At 41.4% G+C, this 18,326-nt stretch carries 11 protein-coding genes; all 11 read right to left on the bottom strand.

The window, feature by feature from the left end; all coding sequences use genetic code 11:
* Positions 1-21: 21 nt before the first annotated feature.
* Entirely contained in the window at positions 22-1,398 is a 1,377-nt protein-coding gene (locus NLF99_RS09660; RefSeq protein WP_254527982.1) for a DUF1735 domain-containing protein, read from the bottom strand.
* A gap of 11 nt (positions 1,399-1,409) precedes the next feature.
* On the bottom strand, positions 1,410-3,128 hold the full coding sequence (locus NLF99_RS09655) for a LamG-like jellyroll fold domain-containing protein (RefSeq protein WP_254527981.1): 1,719 nt from the start codon (positions 3,126-3,128) through the stop codon (positions 1,410-1,412).
* 10 nt (positions 3,129-3,138) lie between these two features.
* Positions 3,139-4,749, bottom strand: a complete 1,611-nt coding sequence (locus tag NLF99_RS09650) for a DUF5008 domain-containing protein (RefSeq protein WP_185217550.1) — start codon at positions 4,747-4,749, stop codon at positions 3,139-3,141.
* Between the two features lie 4 nt (positions 4,750-4,753).
* Positions 4,754-5,509 carry a fasciclin domain-containing protein gene (locus tag NLF99_RS09645; protein WP_214648463.1) on the bottom strand — a complete coding sequence of 252 codons (756 nt, stop codon included), beginning with the start codon at positions 5,507-5,509 and terminating at the stop codon, positions 4,754-4,756.
* 1 nt (position 5,510) lies between these two features.
* On the bottom strand, positions 5,511-7,055 hold the full coding sequence (locus NLF99_RS09640; RefSeq protein WP_254527979.1) for a RagB/SusD family nutrient uptake outer membrane protein: 1,545 nt from the start codon (positions 7,053-7,055) through the stop codon (positions 5,511-5,513).
* Between the two features lie 5 nt (positions 7,056-7,060).
* Positions 7,061-10,222: a SusC/RagA family TonB-linked outer membrane protein gene (locus NLF99_RS09635; protein ID WP_254527977.1), complete on the bottom strand. Its 3,162-nt coding sequence runs from the start codon at positions 10,220-10,222 to the stop codon at positions 7,061-7,063.
* An 11-nt stretch (positions 10,223-10,233) separates the two neighbouring features.
* The gene (locus tag NLF99_RS09630) at positions 10,234-11,325 is read right to left on the bottom strand and encodes a DUF5007 domain-containing protein (RefSeq protein WP_185217547.1); all 1,092 of its coding nucleotides are present in this window, start codon (positions 11,323-11,325) and stop codon (positions 10,234-10,236) included.
* A 24-nt stretch (positions 11,326-11,349) separates the two neighbouring features.
* Entirely contained in the window at positions 11,350-12,450 is a 1,101-nt protein-coding gene (locus NLF99_RS09625; RefSeq protein WP_185214217.1) for a fasciclin domain-containing protein, read from the bottom strand.
* A gap of 11 nt (positions 12,451-12,461) precedes the next feature.
* Positions 12,462-13,967, bottom strand: coding sequence for a RagB/SusD family nutrient uptake outer membrane protein (locus NLF99_RS09620; protein WP_254527974.1), 1,506 nt, complete (start codon positions 13,965-13,967; stop codon positions 12,462-12,464).
* A 6-nt stretch (positions 13,968-13,973) separates the two neighbouring features.
* The gene (locus tag NLF99_RS09615) at positions 13,974-16,937 is read right to left on the bottom strand and encodes a SusC/RagA family TonB-linked outer membrane protein (protein ID WP_254527972.1); all 2,964 of its coding nucleotides are present in this window, start codon (positions 16,935-16,937) and stop codon (positions 13,974-13,976) included.
* A 465-nt stretch (positions 16,938-17,402) separates the two neighbouring features.
* Entirely contained in the window at positions 17,403-18,287 is an 885-nt protein-coding gene (rlmF, locus tag NLF99_RS09610; RefSeq protein WP_254527964.1) for a 23S rRNA (adenine(1618)-N(6))-methyltransferase RlmF, read from the bottom strand.
* Positions 18,288-18,326 lie beyond the last annotated feature (39 nt).

Here is an 18,326-nt window from a genome sequence, read left to right as displayed (position 1 = left end):
TCGTTCTGATCATTGTAATTGTTAAGGAATTCTAACCATTCTCCATTCCGCCATTTGGAATAAACTACTGCTTCTAGTTCTTTCAATATGTAGCTTGAACTGTTTGTATGCTTTAGGGAATTCAATGTTAAAGCGTTTGGTTTCTGTACGGTTATTGAAAACTTCCGTTCTGCGTGTATCCAAAGCTTCCCAAGTAGTTCCATCATTGGATCCATAAAGTACCCATTCTGCTGGATCTCTTTCTTGAGCATCATTTCCTGAAGTGAAGGTATAAGCCCCAATCTTCTGCGGCTCATTATAAACAAGCTTTAATTCGAGGTCTACGAAATCAAACAATAGGAATTTGCTGTTGTAATTGTTGTCAATCAATTTGACAGCATTTTCATTTTGATTATCATTATTTCTGCTGTAAGAATATTCAGCATCATTGGTCACATCTACTTCCACCACATTTTCTGAATCGATCAGAATGATACTATAGTTTTTCTGAGGATTAAGCACATGTAGGGTAGGAGCGCTCAGTTCTACAAGAACCGCTAATTTTTTGTCCAGATTAGCATTGACCACCGACCAAGGAACGTTGATTTCAAGACCTGCAGATTTCGCATTGCTCGCTACCTGTACTTTAGAAGGTATGGTATATTGCTCAGGTGTAAGACCAACCGTATTTGCTGGTAGCTTACCGTCCTTGATCAATTGAGCAATGGTATCAGTCGAGGTTACCACATCCACGGTAAAGGCAGATCCAGGGAAACTGGCCAAGCTAATACCCAATGGCATGGTCAATCCCGAGGAGGAGCTGACATAATTTACTTGGTTTTTAGCTTCTAAGATCGCTCCTGCGCCATTTGTTAGGGAAATGAAATGTATGTCTGATTCCGTGATCAGATCATTGACTTTCAGTATAAGAACACCTGTTGCATTGTTTTTATCAATATTGTTTCCTTTCCCGGCATTGGTAATGCTGTATCCAATGACAATGTTCTTTCCGAAATATTTTTCCACCTCGGTACGGGTGACGGTCACATTGAACACGGCAGAATCAGCTCCGAAATTTACCTTGGTACTGTTTGGTAAAAAGATTGATTCTGGTTTTACAGCAATGTAATTGCTGCCCAGGTTCTTGCTTTTGATATGGTCAGCCGCTGCTTTTTGATTCACCGCTAGGTTGACATCAAAAGCCTTTGAAGCAGGACTGCTCAATTTGATACTTACCGGAACGGTGATCTGTTCATTGGTTTTGGTAATCCCTCCGGCAATGTCCCCAGAACCTACCGTCGTAGCGGAGCCCGGTTTGATGGAGAAATCCTCCAGAGCCGTATCCTTACATCCAAAAAGGACTGAAAAACAAAGGATGGGCAAGTATATATTTTTGAATAATTTCAATATGGTTTTCATAATCTATAGGTTTATTTATCAATCCAAACACGACCATCAAGACCCCAGCTCAATTGTCTTGGTACTTTCAACCAACTGATAATTTGCGTAGAGATATCGATATTTCTAGGTACCATTGAACTCAATGTCGACGAAGTCGGTGCACAAATGAAATCGTTCAATGTGGTAATCGGGTAAGTTCCGTTTGTTTTTAGGTTTGCACCTAAAGGACCTTCATCCACGATGGTTGTAGCATCCTTCGAGTTCATTGGCCAATAGGCAGCCAAGAAATTGATATTCGGATGGTTTGATACAATACCTACATCACAACTGTATTGTCTGATCGTTTCCGGAGAAAGAGCTTCTTTCCAGAATTTTACATCGGCTATATAGGCATCAGAACGCCAGCCTTCACGTGTTTCTAGGAAACCGATACGGAATTTGGCATCCGATGTAATGGAACCCCAACCTGTAATGTCAGCTTCCTTGGTTTGCTCGCCATTGGTGAACAACCTTACGGTTCTCTTGCCATCTACCATCTGTCCGGTGATAGCGATCGAGTTCCAGGTACCACGGTTCATGTTTCGGTCAGCTTTTACCTCACCCGTTCCTTTATCACCACGGGCATTGAAAATCCAGGACTCGCCATCTAGGTGGATTACCCATCCGATGCCTGTTGGATCTTCACCCCAGCCTCCTTGCCAATGTTGTCTCTTGCCAATAATGGAAGGATACCAGAATGCATAGTTATTGTCACGGCCTTTGTTCTTTTTGATTTTTAGCTCGATTGTGAAATCGTCGTTGTCCAGATTGAAAACACTGTTGTCACCAACATCCAATTGGGCATAGTTTTCAGCATTGAAACGCATAAAATCACCGATGAATTTATTCCCAATAAATGGTTTACCGATAAATTTGGTTGCATATTTTGGTGAATAGATTATGGTAAATGTGTTCAATGCCGCATTACTAAAGATGGTATTGTCATTTTGCGCTGGTGGGATTTCATAATCGCCACCTTGGCTTGAAGTAATGATCACCATCCAATTTTCCTTGGCATAATTAGGTCTTGCTTCCAAGGCTTTGATGATCTGACCTACCTGTCCATCAAACTTCTCGATTGCAGCCTTGTATGCAGGTTTAGAAACATCATAGCCAGCTGTTTTACCAACGGCATCGATGGCTGTGAAATGACCTGTAATGAAAGATAGCTTCTCGTCCTTTAAGTCATTGATTACTTTCGTGGTTACATCATCATCATTTTGGGCAGCCTGCGCTTTGGTATTGGCCCCAAAATATTTGAGGAAGGTAGCATTCGGGCTGATGGTGCTCATCTTAATGGAATCACCGGACGATTCTTTGATCCTGGCAGCCAATAGTGGATATGCATCAAATTTATTGGCTTCCAGATCATTTTCCCTTACCCCATGTTTGCTGTAGTTTACACCAGTGAACAAATTTGCCCAGTTGGAATATATACCTGCTGCGTTTTCTTCACTCAGGGAAACCCAAGAGTAAATGGAGTGGGGCAGAAGGGCATTGATCGTTGTGACATTGGAGGTGCGTACGGATTCGCCGCGGGCACCATCTGCTATCAACAACAATACCTTTGGCGTACCGTAGATTACATCTACGGTATCCGTATTGTTTTCTGGAATAACCTTAGAGAATTCCTCCTGACAGGAAGTGATATTAAGGCCCAGAATTATCAGCATGAAGGCTGAAATGGAGTTTAAAATACGTTTCTTCATAATTAGGAGTTTATTCAATGGTTATTCTAGTTATACCTCTAGTGTCTATGTTGTCGAATTTGTAGAAATCACCCAACAACAAGAGCGCTCGCTTACCATCATCAGAACGCGTTTCATACATTCTCGAGATCAAACCGCCAACCATACCGGTATTGTTCATGCCACTTACTAGATCGCCTTTCGCATCGATAATCATGAAGTTGGTCCTTGAAATACCATTGTAAGTAAGGAAGTTACCTGAAACGGCAATCAATCCATCTTCTAGCTGTAAGGCAAATTTGCTGGTACCACCTTCATTAAATGCTTTTACTTTAAAGTTGGTATCAATCGATCCATTCGCATTTAGCATCACTAATTTTGGCGTACTTACGCCGTTGAAGGTGTTGAATTCCCCACTCACCATATATTTTCCGGTTTTTTCATTGTAGGTCACACTTTCCACTTTATAATTGGCGCCTTTTCCGACATTGAAGGTTTTGTCCACAGTTCCATCCGCATTCAGGCGAACGATATAACCATGAGGTTCAGAGTCGAAACTGGTAAAAGAACCAAAAACAACCATTTTGCCTTTTAAGCTTCCGGTTTTGTGGTAGAAGCCCTTGGTCTGTCCATTAGCACCTGCAAATGCTTTGTTTCCAGAGAAACGGAAAGTCTTGTCAAGCGTACCGTCCAGGTTCAATAAAGCAACAGAACGGATCTCGGTACTATCTAGGATTACAGAGTCTCTGGTCTCTAGATAGTTTGGTTTACCGTAAGTTCTATGGATATGATATCTAAAGTCACCAACTGCCAATATTTTGCCATTATGTTCATTGATATTGTTCACCATAGCATTGAAACCACCATTGAATTTAGCGTAGTATTTGATGGTATCAGGTAGGTGAGGTGGACGATAAGGTTTTACAGCCATGGTATCGATCTGTCCTACTAAGTTGATACGGGTCAAATTGGAGATATTGTCGGTCCGCTGATCATAACCAGAGAAATTTCCGGCGATGTAATAAGCATTTTGGATCTGTATGATACTGCTCAAGAATCCTTGTACTCCATTTCCAGGACGGAAACTCGCATCAAACTGTCCATTTTTAAAGGTTCTGACAATTCTATTGATCGGTTTGATATTTCCTTTGTTTTCATAGTTGTTAAAGGAACCGATCAGGATATTTTTCTCTTCTACGGTTTGTAAGTAATCGTATACACCACCGCCAGAGGCACCATATGTTGCTTGCCAAGAAGGGTCTATCTTAACCTTTCCTTGAACCGAGAAATTGGGACCATAAAATATGATATCATCAATAAGGATACTGGTAATACCTGTGCTGGCGAATTCCGGCACCTTAACGGTAATTTCAGAATCGGTGATGGATACAATCTCTGCCTTCTGACCGTTGAAGTTAAATACGGCTTTATCTTTATGGGCAGCCAGACCCGACACTTTGATTTTCACTTGGGTTCCAGGTCCACCTGTTTCAGGGGATGGTTTTTGCGTACGTTCCATCACGATGCCCAAAGCTTGTTTACCTTCCTGATAAGGTTCAGCATGGTAATCCACTTCTTTGGAGCATGAGAACAATCCGAAGACCGCAAATATGAATATATAATATTTAGCTAACTTGTTCATAATTTTATCGTTTACTTTGAGCAACATCTTCTATCATTTCTTGCGATCCAGGATACAATCCAAAAAAGCTTTTATTATAATCCAAGACGTGGATTATGCCATTGTTGGGCTGTATGTCTGAGGTCGCCACGGGATACGTCACATAAACATCAGGGTTTGAAGGATCTGGGAAATACGAGAGGTGCAGTTGTCTGTAGCCTTTATATTTCAATCTGGATACTTCCGTAGTTCCACTCATCTGAATAATATCATTGAATACCACTCCAATATTGGATACATTACCCGATTGCGAAATATAGTTTTGACCTGGATATGTACCCATCAGCGAATAATCGATCTGTGGGTAGTCCGCCAGTTTGTTCTTTCCGTTGAACATATAGCGCAGCAAGTTTTTTCTCCAGATAGCAGAATCAATATCACTCAACTTTTGGATGGTATCCAGACCCATATTAAATAGGTAGGTATTGAGTGAACCACCGGTTCTAATAGTTCCGATCAATTGCTTGATATCCGGATCTGAGGGAGCAAAAAAGGTAAACTCTTTGGTCTTGAATTCATTTTCCAGTCCGGCAAGTTTGATTACTTGGACTAGGGAATCAAATAATACCGGTTTAGATTCCAGGTATTCCAATATGGTTCCATTAAATTCAGCCTTTGCCAATCCACCATCCTCGTAATAATCGTCTTTACTACAGGCGCTTATAAACAGGATTCCGAAAAGGAAAAGAGCGATGTGTAGGGGTTTAAATATCTTTTTCATCTTATCGTCCAATTGTAGTCCAGTATTCATTTAATTTCATGTACGGGTTGTTGTTCAGGGCCGATGGGTCGATAGGCCAAGTCCAACCACCGCGGTTGTATTGATCCAGTGTAAGCGGGGACATGGTCCACTCAGAGCTTAAGATCCTTCGGGTACGGATAAGGTCAAAATAACGAATGCCTTCACCGATCAATTCCCTTTCTCTTTCTAGGAATATGAAGTTCTTCAGGTCAGCACCACCGCCACCGCCGTAGCGGGCAGCTTGAGCACGATCGCGAACCATGTTCACTGCTGCTATTGCATCTGCATCTTTGCCTAATTCAGCAGAAGCCTCTGCATAAAGTAAGATCGCATCTGCATAACGGAAAATACTAAAGGTATTGTCTGGGTTTTTATCTTCGTTTCCAGAAGCATACACGTTGGTTCCGAATTTCCTTAACACAAATCTTCCATTGTCTGAAGTAATATCCTCAAACCACATTTCTCTTCTCTTATCGGCATCGCCTTCCGGGAAGATCTGGTTCATGTAAGAGGAAATAAAATAACAGTGACTCAACTGGTTGTCAAAGCGAGGGAATTTATATGGCCAACGCAAGAAGTGGTCCCAGAAAGGTGCTAATGCTTCCACATTGTCGCCGTAGTTGATACTCTTGTAGAACTCAAAAAGAGATTCTTCACTTCTTCCTTTAGTAACCACTGCCCAGTTCTGATCGGTGAATGGAGCAACCAATTTATGTTGTTTGCTGTCGATCAATTGCTTTCCTAAAGCAGCAGCCTCTGTTAGGTATTTTTGTTTGTTGCCTGGATCAAAGCTAGAATTCCACATGTTCATGTGCATCAATAATGCGATAATGGCACCTTTTGCTGGTCTGGCTCCCCTAAGTCCTGGATCATTCAATGACCAAGGCATTAGATCTTTATGCGGTGTTAAGTCAGCGATACACTTATTCAATACAGATACCATATTTTCACGAGGAAGTGGTTCCGTATGGTAAGCATCGGTATAATATGGAACATCACCATATAACCTGACCATCCAGAAGTAGGTGAATGAGCGGATGAACTTTGCTTCAGCAATGTATCTGCTCTGGTCTGATCCGGTAACTCCAGGGATACCTTCTTCTAATTTTTCAATTAAAATATTGGCACTTTGGATCACTTGATAATACTTTTTCCAATCGGTGATCACATATAATTTATACCAATCGAACTGTGTGGAATACATAGCTGTTGGTAACTGATTTTTGCCTAATGCCTCTACGACCTTTCGTTGACTGAAGTTATTGGCACCGTCGGAAACAAATATTTCTCCAGACCTTGCTTCTCCAATGGCACCCATTACCCATGTTTCATTGATCTTTTCAAAGAACTTTGCGTACATAAAGGCCATATTAGCTTCCACATCCTGTTGAGATAGGTAATAATTGTTACCTGTCAATCGGTCTATGGGTTCTACGGTTAGATATTTATTACAGCTGGAATTACTGAACCCTAAGGCAATCCCAAGTCCAATTACAGCTAATTTATTTTTTATCAATTTTTTCATAGTCATTAGAATGAAAGGTTGAAGCCTAGGGTGTAAGTTCTTGGTACTGGATATCCGTTTGATGCATCGCGGCCTAAGCTCGTTACGTTTTCAGGGTTTGGCCCAGAATACGAAGAGAAGGTGTACACATTGTCCATAGAAGCATAGATACGGAAACGGTCTAGTTTAAATCTCCTCAACAGATCACGATCGAATACATAAGCGAAGATGATGTTGTTGATCTTGAAATAGCTACCGTTTTCTTCCCATAGAGTTTGATCATAACGGAAAGGTTGAACGCTGGCATTTCTAGAGAAGTCGTATGGGTAAGGATACTTGGCAATATCACCGTCCTTCAACCAGATATCTAGGTTTTCAATAGGGACGATGGAATTGGCTCCATTACTTTGACCACCTACCAAATTACCTCCGTAAGGATTATTGTATAGGCTTAGGCGTTGTGCTAAAGCATAGTTCAAAATGGTTCTCTTTGCTGTGTATGAAGCATAGACAGATAACTGGAAGTTTTTGTAATTCAAGGTGTTTTGCATACCACCAGTCCATAATGGTTGTGTATTGCCAGCACGTGCATAGTCACGGTTGTCTAAGATATAATCTCCGTTCCTATCTACATACATTGGGTCTCCAGCTTGGAAGAATGTTCCATCAGCAGTACGATAGCGAAGGCCAGTAGCAGGATCAACTGGTACATCAGCATCTGTCGCATATACACCGATATTTTCTAACAAGTAATTTGATAGGGCTGAGGTACCTACGCGGTTTACCATGTGCAATTTATCAGATTGAGTATCCCATTTGATGGCTTGTCCTCTAAAGGTTGAAGGCAACTGCAACAAGATGTCTTGGTTGTAAGCACCATTGAAGGACAGGGTCCAGTTGAAAGGACTGTTTACAGAAAGAGGACGGAAGTTTAAGGCAATCTCATGTCCATAGTTTGCTAGTCCAGCATCATTGGAATTAAGCTTGTCAAATCCAGAAGTATTGTTCAAGAAAGACTCAAACAAAAGGTTGTCCACTTTCTTGTAATAAGTATCGTAAATAATCTCAATTTTGTTGTTCAGGAAGGTAAGGTCTACCCCTAAGTTATACTGCATGGAGGTAACTGGTAACAAGTTTGGATTTGGAATAAATTCGTAGTTGATACCGATACCATTGATCTGATTGTAAAGACCTGAAATATCATATTTACCATAGATACGTTCCAATGTACTGGTTGGCATTACGTTTACACCCCATGTAAAGCGAAGGGATGCAAGATTGATCCATGGAAGGGATTTGATCCATTCTTCATGGTGCGCATTCCAACGAACTCCGACTGCTGGGTTCTTGGTATATAGGTTCTTGAAACCATTGGCAGAGGAACCATCCAAACGATAGGATAGGTCTAGGATATATTTGCTTTTGTAACTATAGGTAGTCGCAAGGGCAAATGATAGCGCTTTCTCATTTCTGAAGTTGGACAGTACACCACCACCTCTAGAGAAATAACCATCGAAACCTAAAGGACCTTCGAATTGATCATTAGGAGTTCTAGCCTGTTTAGTGATGGTATTTTGACGTTGGTTATGTCTTACCTCATTGAACAAGTTGATAAAGATGTTGTGGTCCTCATTGATATCCTTGGTATAGTTCAGGATATTTCTGTTGTATAGGTTTGATTCGCGACCTGCGAATGAATACACTTCTGAGAACTGGCCTGCAGCTGCAGCTGGAGTGAATTTGTCTTCATTGTTAGAGGCGAATTCATAACTCATGGCCGATTGTAATCTCAGTCCAGGAAGGATCTCAAATTTACCTTCCACATATGGACGGATCAATTTGGAACTGTTATCATTTTTGGTTCTAATGGCCGCGATATAATCATTGTCTGCCGAGAAGAATCCTGGAGGAGGCAATAGGGTAGAGTTCATACCACCTGTTGACACCCCCGTTTGAAGGATACCTGTACCATCACCTTTATTCTGTTTACCTAACTGAGCAAATACCTGTCCTGTAAACTCAAAGCGTTTTGTAGGACGGTAATCCATTCTCAAGTTAGCTGAATAGCGGTTGAAGCCTGTATTCTTGATTACCCCGGTTTCACCATAATAACCCAAGTTGGATTTATAGGAAAGGATTTCATTACCACCATCCAAACTCAAGTTGTGGTTTTGGTTGAATGTATTCTGGTAATAAAGGGATTGCCAGTTAGTCGAGTTATTGAAGAATGCATTCAAACTATCTGCAAGCATTGGGGTTTGCATGATCCTGTCAATTTCGGCTTGTGTTCTCGCGTTATTGATAATTTGCCAGATTTTGATTTGGCGTTCTAGATTACCTCCTAAGGTCTCTCTCAATTTTGGTGGAGTCTTCAAGAAGGTACTGTGTGTATAGTTGATTCTAGGCACGGGAGAATTACCACGTTTTGTGGTGATAATGATTACCCCGTAGGCACCTTGAGAACCATAAAGTGACGTTGCTTGGGCATCTTTCAAGATTTCGATGCTTTGTACATCCTCAGGTGGGATCAAGGACAGCGGCGAGATACCCGGCCCTTGTTGTTGTAGACCGAATTCTGAAGCTCTATCGGCATCCATCGGAACCCCATCGATTACATATAGGGGAGATGTAGGCATCAAGATGGACTCGCTACCAGAACCTGTTGTGGAAAGAGTCGATAGACCACGGATTTGGGTAGAGCCCCTAAATCCTGGAGCACCTGTATTTACCTGTACGTTCAGTCCCGGAACCTTACCTTGCATCAATTGCTCAAGGTTGGCAGTAGGGACGTCACGGATGTCCTTTTCTCCAAGGGTGAAAGAAGATCCTGTGGTATTTTCCTTTTTTCGGGCCACATATCCACGGACCACGACTTCTTCTACCTGGTCCTGTGTAGAGCTCATCTGAACGGTTAGAGTCGTTTGGTTGGCTCTTACTGTTACTCTTCTTTGATTAAAACCTACAGCTTTAAAAATTAAAGCCGTGTTCGGGGCTACACTCACGCCAAAGTTACCGTTGTCGTCTGTTGCCGTAATAGCCCTATTGGTCGCCGCATTCACTACTGTTACGCCGGCAATACCGTTATTAGACTCATCAACCACTCGACCACGCAGGTTTTGGTTTTGAGCATAAGCAAATTGTAGGCTAAAAATGCTTAAGATTAATATGATTAGTTTCTGTAATTTCATAAGGCTAAGGTTTATTCATCCTCGAATTTTGGGTTCTGATTACGGAAATGGAAAACAATTTCCCAATCTCCCTTTTTATAGATCGCGAAGTTCAGTCCAAATTGACCCACGGTGCGCCCGCCTCCAAATCCCAATCGAGAATAAGAGAATGACACATGTGCCCCGCCCGCATCTGAAAAGTCTGTGCGGTAAGGCGTCAATGGAATCGGATAAGCCACATCATATTGCACATATTCGGGGGTCATCACTTTATTGAATCCATGAACTAAGAAGTCCCATCTGGTTTCATTGAATTTCACGGGATTGATAAACTTACCGTCAGCACCCATGAACTTGAAACGTAAGCTGTTGCCTTTGCCGCCAGAAAATGGACGGATGTAAACTACCACATCTTTTTGGATGTTATTGTTGACCAAAGGCAATTGGGTCCTTTCGCCAATTACATTGTTTAAGAAACTTGGGATGATATAATCCTGTCTAGTGGTATCCTTAGGCCGTAGTGGATCTGGAGCTTTTCCTCCTGTATAGGGATTGATGTCCGTCGATGGAAAATAAGGGATCTCACGCCAAGGGATAAATTGGAAATCCTTGATGATCTGTGTACCGCCTGAGTTCTGAACCTTCAGGTCAAAGAAACGGATATCTTGTGTTTTCAAGACCGTATCGACAGGTCTTGGTTTGATGATCGCATTTGTTGCCCCTGCCCATAAAATCATTCGGCCATTGCTGTCTACTTCGAATGCTGGTTTTTCAACCAATCTTCTCTTCGCCTCAATTTCAGCTAGGGATTTTTCCTTGCCATCATATTCCTGGATCCATTCATAGGTTTGGACTTTGGTAAATAGGTCTGTCACTGGACGACCGTCTCCATACCTAGCATTGACAATTTCAAACTTCATCGGTAGGGTAGAGTTGTCCTCAGATAGGGAGGTAAAGACATTGTTCCTGCCTAGGGTAGGCTCAATGATCTTGATGATATAATTGATGTTTTCGCTTATAAAATCCCTGTCTTCAGGAAGGTCGTACATTTTCGAACATGCAGTAAATAATCCATAACTCCCTATAAAGAGACAGAGCAATCGGATACTATTTTTGATTTTCATTTTTCTTCAATTAAGGTTAATAGATTATTTAGTTCCTTTATTTACGCTCCAGTCGGCCAATTGGAATAGATCTCCAGAACGAACGCGTTGTACATTTAACCTGTAAAACTTGTATGCTTTGGTGTTATTGATCCAGAAGACCCTTTGTTGGAACCTCGATGTAAATTCTTCGCCTGATTTAGAATCCAGTGTTACCCAGTTTTCTCCATCATCAGATGCTGTCAAGGTCCAGTCAATTGGATCCCTTTCAACCGCATCGTTGGCTGAGGTTAGGGTATAGGAGTTAGCTGCAGTTGCTGTGTTTAGTTCTACTTGCATCCAGTTTCCACCGAAACTACCTAACAGGTACTTGGTTTCTGGGTTGCCATCAAACACATATTTTGATGCTTCAACGGCATTGACACCACCATCGTTCTCGCGTGATACCGAGAATTTACCTCCGACGGTTACAAATAAGTTTGGTGGAGGTGGGATGTAGGTCAATCGGGTCACAAAGTCGTTAAAACCGAAAACATGGTTCGGAGAAACAACGTGGATCATCCCGTTCTTTGCTTCGATGTTGATGGAAGCAGTGGTTGCGGTAATCCAGTTTCTGGTGAACTGACTGTTCTTTGTGTCCGAGTATTCAATGACCTTAGGGCCGCCGCTTTCAAATCCTGATGAGGTCGCTGTGGTTAATTTAGCGTTCATCGTTCTTTTGAATTTGTAGTCATGCAGTTGGATTCCATCTTTCATCATCATGGAATCACTAGGGTAGAAGCCTTTGATCAGGTATTGAGCCATCATGGTATCCAATTGTAGGAGGTCCACATTGGATAAATATTCCAAAGGTTTATCCGATTCTTTGCGGGTATTGTTGAGGTTTTCGATTGCTAATTGAAAGCTCTGGTTGGTTGGTGCAAAGAAGGTGTATTTATCATTAGAAGCGAGCACTGCTTGCATTTTTGTGCGATCCAATACTTTAAGTAGGGAGTCAAAAACGCCGGGCTTACTTTGAAGGTACTCCAAAATAGTACCATCATAAGTCACCTTATTTACCGTCTCGTTGTAATATCCATTGTCTTTGGTGCATCCGCTAACCAAAATCAAGGAGAGTAAACTATAAAATAGATTGTTGACTTTCATGGTTATACGGTTTATTTCCAATATTCATTTTGGGTTAATAATTTGTTCTGGGTCAAGACTTGGGCAGAGATCGGCCAATATTGTCCTTTGGAACGGATCAGATTGCTCAGATCTGAATTGTCATTCTTGATCTTGTACTGTCTGACCATATCGTACCAACGATGCCCTTCACCCATCAGCTCCCGGTTTCTTTCTTGGAAGATCGCATCGATCAAGTCTCCATTTTTCGCTGCTGAATAGTTCGTAAGCCCTCTTCTTTCGCGGATGGTATTCAATAGGTCGATTGCTCCTGCTTGCTCACCAATTACCGCCAATGATTCTGCACGCAATAGGTACATGTCTTCAAGACGGGTGATAATGGTGGCACTGGAATAGAACCTGAACGTTGGGTCTGTTACTCCACCCATGATACATTTCACTTTGCTGAAGATAGGATACTGTCCATTGAAGTTTTTGAAATAAACCTCGGTTACAGGATTTCCTAGGGTATCAGCAGAGAAGCGTTCATCGGTAGATTCATTGAAGATGGAAAGGATCTTGTCTTTGGACATGTACATATCCGGGATACTTTTGTTTACCACGGGCGATGCCAAGGTTAACTCTTCAATGTGCCCTGTAAAGGAACCTTCCACATGGTTGTAGATATGTCCGAAACCTAATAACTGATTCCGGTTTTTATCGTAGAAGAATCCATTTGGATCTGTTAGGTTATTGGTAGGGAGTAAAGTCAAGCTACCTTTCTGTTGATTGTCGATAACAAATTTAGCGTATGCTGCAGCATCAGGGTAATTACTCTGCCAGGCTGCAACATGGGCTAAAATGGCATAAGCTGTAGTTTTACGAGCTAAGGCGCCGTCCCATCTGCTGTTGGATTCGTTGTAGTAATTTCCTTGTTGCTGCGGGTCATTGGAGCTAAAAAGGAACGGAAGATCATCTGCTGCCTTTTGCAATTCCTGTTCTACAAAGGCCAATATCTTGCTCTGATCTTCGCGAGGTTGATCATCAAAAGTACCTTCTTTAGAAGAGACGATCAATGGAACGTCTCCCCAAATGCGTACCATATAGAAATAGGCAAAGGCACGTAGGAAACGGGCTTGCGCGATATCCACCACCATATTGTTGTTGGTATAGCGTTGGTCATTGTCCTTTACCTCCTGGATACGTTCTAGGAAGATATTGGCAGCATTCACTACTGCGTACCAACGTCTCCAGCTCTTTAGGTCGTTCATTACGCCGAAGGAAGCATTCAGGTCGTTTTTGGCGATAGCTTTCAAGTCTTGGCGGATAGGCACGGAGAACTCTCCGGAACGTACATCGCCATAGATCCAATGTGCATTGTTATCATTCAGTGCGGATTTGGTCAATCCGTAAACTCCCATTAAGGCCGCTCTGGAATCCTCCATGCTAAGCCACATATTTTCTTCTGAAACCAATCGAGTGGAATTGATGTCCAGCATTTTCTTGCAGGACACGAAAACTTGGCTCAATACGATTAAAATGATTAATATTCTTTTCATGATCGGTTACAGTTTAAGTTTGAATCCTAAGGCAAATGTTCTTGGAATCGGAAGGGAATAACCTTGGTCGTAACCCATGTAATTCACCAGTTCTGGATCCCTTCCAGAATATTTGCTGACAGTAAATAAATTGTTGGCAGATAAATAGACATATAGATCTCCCTTTTGGCCTAAACGGTTTCCAACGATATCCCTGAAATTATAGCCTAAGGTTACTGTTCTAAGTTTCAAGAAAGAACCATCCTCAAGGAATAGGGATTGATTGGTTTGGAATGGCGCAACGGATGACCAAGGGTTGTAAAGTGGATATTGATCATAATCCCCTCTTTTCTCCCAGTAGGTGATCTCTTTGATGGAATTTATGCTGCTGGCATTCTCATTTTCAATAAAGTTGAAACGGTTTGACATCTCTTGGTTGACAATCTTTCTTCCAAGGTTGAAGTAGAAGTTCAGGTTCAAGTCAAAGTTTTTGTAAGCAACCATATTGTTCCATGAACCGCTAAGCTTAGGGATGATGTTGCCTTGTAGGACTTTATCCTCTTTGCTGATCTGGTTATCCCCATTGGTATCAGACCAGATTGGATCACCAGCTTTCAAGATGATACCATTGTAGGTCATTCGTTGACCCCCTGATTGCGGAACTTCTTGGTCTGTTTGGTACATTCCGTTGTTTTCATATAACCAGAAGGCATCGATTCTCTCACCAACTTTCAATAATCGGTCGTTCACTTCGATTTCATCCAGGTTATTTGGCAATGCCAATAGCTTATTTGTGTTTACGCCTAATACTAACCCGGTGTTCCAGGTGATCTTGTCATTTTGTACTACATTTCCTGAAGCAGTAAGGTCGATACCCATATTGCGGACATCCATTCCAGCTTCATATTGATAGTCATAACCGAAGTCTTTCTTACCTGGCAACATGATCAACTGATCTTTGCTATCGCGAACGTAAGCATCAAGGGAAACTTGGATATCGCGGTTCTTGAAACCTAGGTCAAAACCTAAGTTCAGGTTATCCGAATAGCTCCAAGGAAGGTCATATCCCACCCAGCCTATATTATATGGACGAACCAATGCCGCAAAACCATTGTATCCCGGAACGATTGCATTACCGGTATAGCCAATTTCTGAAGTATAGCTAGGTCCTTGTCCGTAATTATCATACAGATTATAGTGACCCATCCTGCCTACGCTGGCTCTGATATTAAATAGGCTAACGGATTCGTTGTCCTTCATGAAGTCATTCTTCGCATTCCATCCTAAGGCTAGGATAGGAGAGAAGAACCATCTTGTAGTCGGTTGTGCATTTGATGATGCATCGTAACGAAGTGTCAATGCAGCGGTATAGGATTCATTATAGGTATAAGATGCTTTACCGTATAGATTGACCATGTTGTGTTTGGTTCTGTCCAAGAACTTATAGACCAATTGTCTAGGGAAAGCAGTAGGATTTAGATAGTTCCCGTTGTTTGGGTCAGACTCCAATAGGTTAAGTTTGATGAAGTCATTGACACCTTTGTATGCATAGGCATAGTTGTATTTATAGGTATCCCACATCAAGGTGTTCCCAGCTTCGAAATAGAAATAGTTTGCATCGTTTTCTATATCGTAAGAAACTTGGTTATCCACCAATAAGCGTTGGTTGTAACCATAGTAGTTAGAAGCGAAATTACTTTTCTCTAAGATGGTGCTTGGGTAGAAAAGGTCGCGGTAGCCTTCGTTATAATCAACGGCGAACTTGCTACGGATCTTTAAAGCTCCAACATTTACCTGTAAACGGAAGAATCCTTCCAGGATATTGCTGAAGTTATTGTCAAAGCTCTTGTCGAATTCCTTTAGATAGGAATCATAAACTTCCTTGTTAGGAGCAAGTGGAGCACCTAGGTCAGGAAGATAACCCATCATGGCAAATCTGTTGCGCAAGTTTCTGTTGCGGTCCCTGTTCAATCGCGAAGCATTGAAAAGGGTTTCAAAGTTTAGCCATTTGAAAGGTCTCAGGTTCAAGAAGAAACGAGCATTGTACTTGTCAAATTTAGTGTCATCCGCTACTCCTGAGGTTTTTACATTTCCCAGAGAGAACTGGAAGGTAGCACGAGGCTGACCACCCGAGATATTGGCATTGACACCATGGTTGAGTCCATTGGAATAATAGCTATCAGACCAGTTTGATGGTCCATAGTAATCGTTATTTAAGGAGTCACTTAAATAGATTGGATAGACATCGTCCTGGTTGTATTTACCATTGGTGGTGTAGAGGTCATAAAATTGCTTCCTAAATGAATTTTCATAGGCACCGTTTATGGTAGTGACGCGAGGGCGTTGAGACATTCCGATATAACTGTTTACCGTTATTCTTTTGTCGCCATCACCTTCAGTCTTCCTCGACGTGATCTCAATGACTCCGTTAGCCCCAAGCGGACCATAGGTTGCAACTGCCGAAAGGTCTTTTAATACCTTGATGCTTTGGATGTTGTCGAAATCAATGTTGCCCAGGAGGTTGTTTTCGGTTCCGATACGTTCGATGTCATAGTTTTGCACATCAAACGCAAAAGGATGTTCTCCGATTAAGGGAACACCATCTAGAACGACCAAGGGTTGGGTATTGTAAATATCCCTATTGCTCAGGATAGGTTTACTGATACCGCGCACGAACATCTGGATATTACTTCCAGGCTCACCGCTTGATTCAGAAACATAGACGCCTGGTAATTCACCTTTGATATACTGCTGCAAACTATTGGCAGTAATCAGCGAATTGGCTTTCATGTTCCGAAGGTTGTTGAACTTAGGTAGGTCCAGTTCATAAAGTGGCTTTAACTCCGCCAAGGTATCGACTGTAGGAATAGAGTCCGTTTCGGTTGTGTCCTGCAGGGATAGGTTGGCAAAATCAACGTTATGACTATGCGCATGCCCCACGGACATAGACATAAAAATCAATAACGATTTAAACTTCCATAATACACTCATATTTGTAGTGCTGTTTATAGGTTAGTAAAATAGTAGATACTAGTAGGTTTCGGATAGCAAATCCAGAAGGGAGCTATTCGGTCAGTAAAAGGGAAATAGAAGGCTTTGCTTTAAATCCGTTAACTGCTCATAAAGTTTAAATGCAATTTTTTTTGGTTCATAATTTAAAGTTTTTGGGTAATAGGATTCCAGTACAGCAATGGTTAATTGTGTTTAGTTTGGGTAAAAATTAAACAAGATTTCCTTTAATTAGCCGGAAAATAAATTGCAGGTTGTTGTAGGTAAAAATAAGTTCATAAAGTGACTGTTAGTATTAGTTTTGTTAATGGTTAAGACTAATTTATAAATTAAAAACGTTTTAGCAAATTTTTTTTAAAAAAATAAAGATTCCTGTCCAAATCTGCTTTAACGTTAAAGTGGATTTTGATCTATTGTAACATAGAAAAGTTAAACTAAACTTTGGTCTTATTTATTCAACTGCCAAGAAAGAATTCTGTTTATCTTGTTGCCTTGATTCATTTGTGTCACTTTTACCCCCTCTGTTTTGTGATATTCGAGGATAGCTTTTAACGGCTTCAGGTTGTCTTTATCTGAAACCAGAACCGAACATATACCAATTTGATCTCTTAGGTCAAAGCTTTCATAGATCATGTTGCTAATGAACTTCTTTTCACCACCTGGGAACCAAAGCTCATTCGAAAGACCTTGGAAATTGGTTTTCGTGCTTTCAGCTTCCTGATGGAGCTTCTGGTTTTTCTTCAGAACCGTTTGCCTATAGTCTTCACGCGATTTGTAGAATGGGGGATTACAAAGTACTGCGTCGAAATATTCATTGGGTTGAATAATTCCTTTGAGGATATGGTCACTGTTTTCTTGCTGTCTTATCTTGATTCCTTTTTTTAGATAAGGATTGTCATTCAGGATCTTGTGGGCATGCTGTATGGAAGGGATATGGGTATCGGATGCCACAAAATTCCAATGGTATTCCAAGAAGCCAAGAATAGGATAAATAAGACTAGAGCCAGTGCCAATATCCAGGACATTGACTTTCTTAGGGTTTTTAGGCTGGATGAGGTCAGCTAAATAATGGATATAATTCAATCTACCCGGAATGGAAGGGCAGAGGCTACCGTTCAATAGGTCCCAGTTGTTGATCTTGTATTCCGATTCCAATAAAGCTTTGTTCAAAAGGAAAACAGATTCAGGATCTCTGAAGTCTAGGGATTGACGGCCATCAGGAAGTACAACGATGTGTTTCTTCAATTGGTGAACATGTTTGATCAGTTTCTTGAAGTCATAATCCTGATTGAACTTATTGCGCGGGTGTAGATTTTTTGAGTTTTTTTCCATTATTTTTACTGTGCACAAAGATATCTATTAATTAAGATA

The organism is Sphingobacterium sp. LZ11T8, from assembly GCF_024261425.1.
Taxonomy (GTDB): Bacteria; Bacteroidota; Bacteroidia; order Sphingobacteriales; family Sphingobacteriaceae; genus Sphingobacterium.
Note: the sequence above shows the minus strand (reverse complement) of the source record. Positions and strands in the feature narration are given on the sequence as shown.

Coding starts and splice junctions, on each gene's coding strand:
- NLF99_RS09660 (WP_254527982.1), bottom strand. CDS start 1,398: ATGAAAACCATATTGAAATTATTCAAAAATATATACTTGCCCATCCTT.
- NLF99_RS09655 (WP_254527981.1), bottom strand. CDS start 3,128: ATGAAGAAACGTATTTTAAACTCCATTTCAGCCTTCATGCTGATAATT.
- NLF99_RS09650 (WP_185217550.1), bottom strand. CDS start 4,749: ATGAACAAGTTAGCTAAATATTATATATTCATATTTGCGGTCTTCGGA.
- NLF99_RS09645 (WP_214648463.1), bottom strand. CDS start 5,509: ATGAAAAAGATATTTAAACCCCTACACATCGCTCTTTTCCTTTTCGGA.
- NLF99_RS09640 (WP_254527979.1), bottom strand. CDS start 7,055: ATGAAAAAATTGATAAAAAATAAATTAGCTGTAATTGGACTTGGGATT.
- NLF99_RS09635 (WP_254527977.1), bottom strand. CDS start 10,222: ATGAAATTACAGAAACTAATCATATTAATCTTAAGCATTTTTAGCCTA.
- NLF99_RS09630 (WP_185217547.1), bottom strand. CDS start 11,325: ATGAAAATCAAAAATAGTATCCGATTGCTCTGTCTCTTTATAGGGAGT.
- NLF99_RS09625 (WP_185214217.1), bottom strand. CDS start 12,450: ATGAAAGTCAACAATCTATTTTATAGTTTACTCTCCTTGATTTTGGTT.
- NLF99_RS09620 (WP_254527974.1), bottom strand. CDS start 13,967: ATGAAAAGAATATTAATCATTTTAATCGTATTGAGCCAAGTTTTCGTG.
- NLF99_RS09615 (WP_254527972.1), bottom strand. CDS start 16,937: ATGAGTGTATTATGGAAGTTTAAATCGTTATTGATTTTTATGTCTATG.
- rlmF (WP_254527964.1), bottom strand. CDS start 18,287: ATGGAAAAAAACTCAAAAAATCTACACCCGCGCAATAAGTTCAATCAG.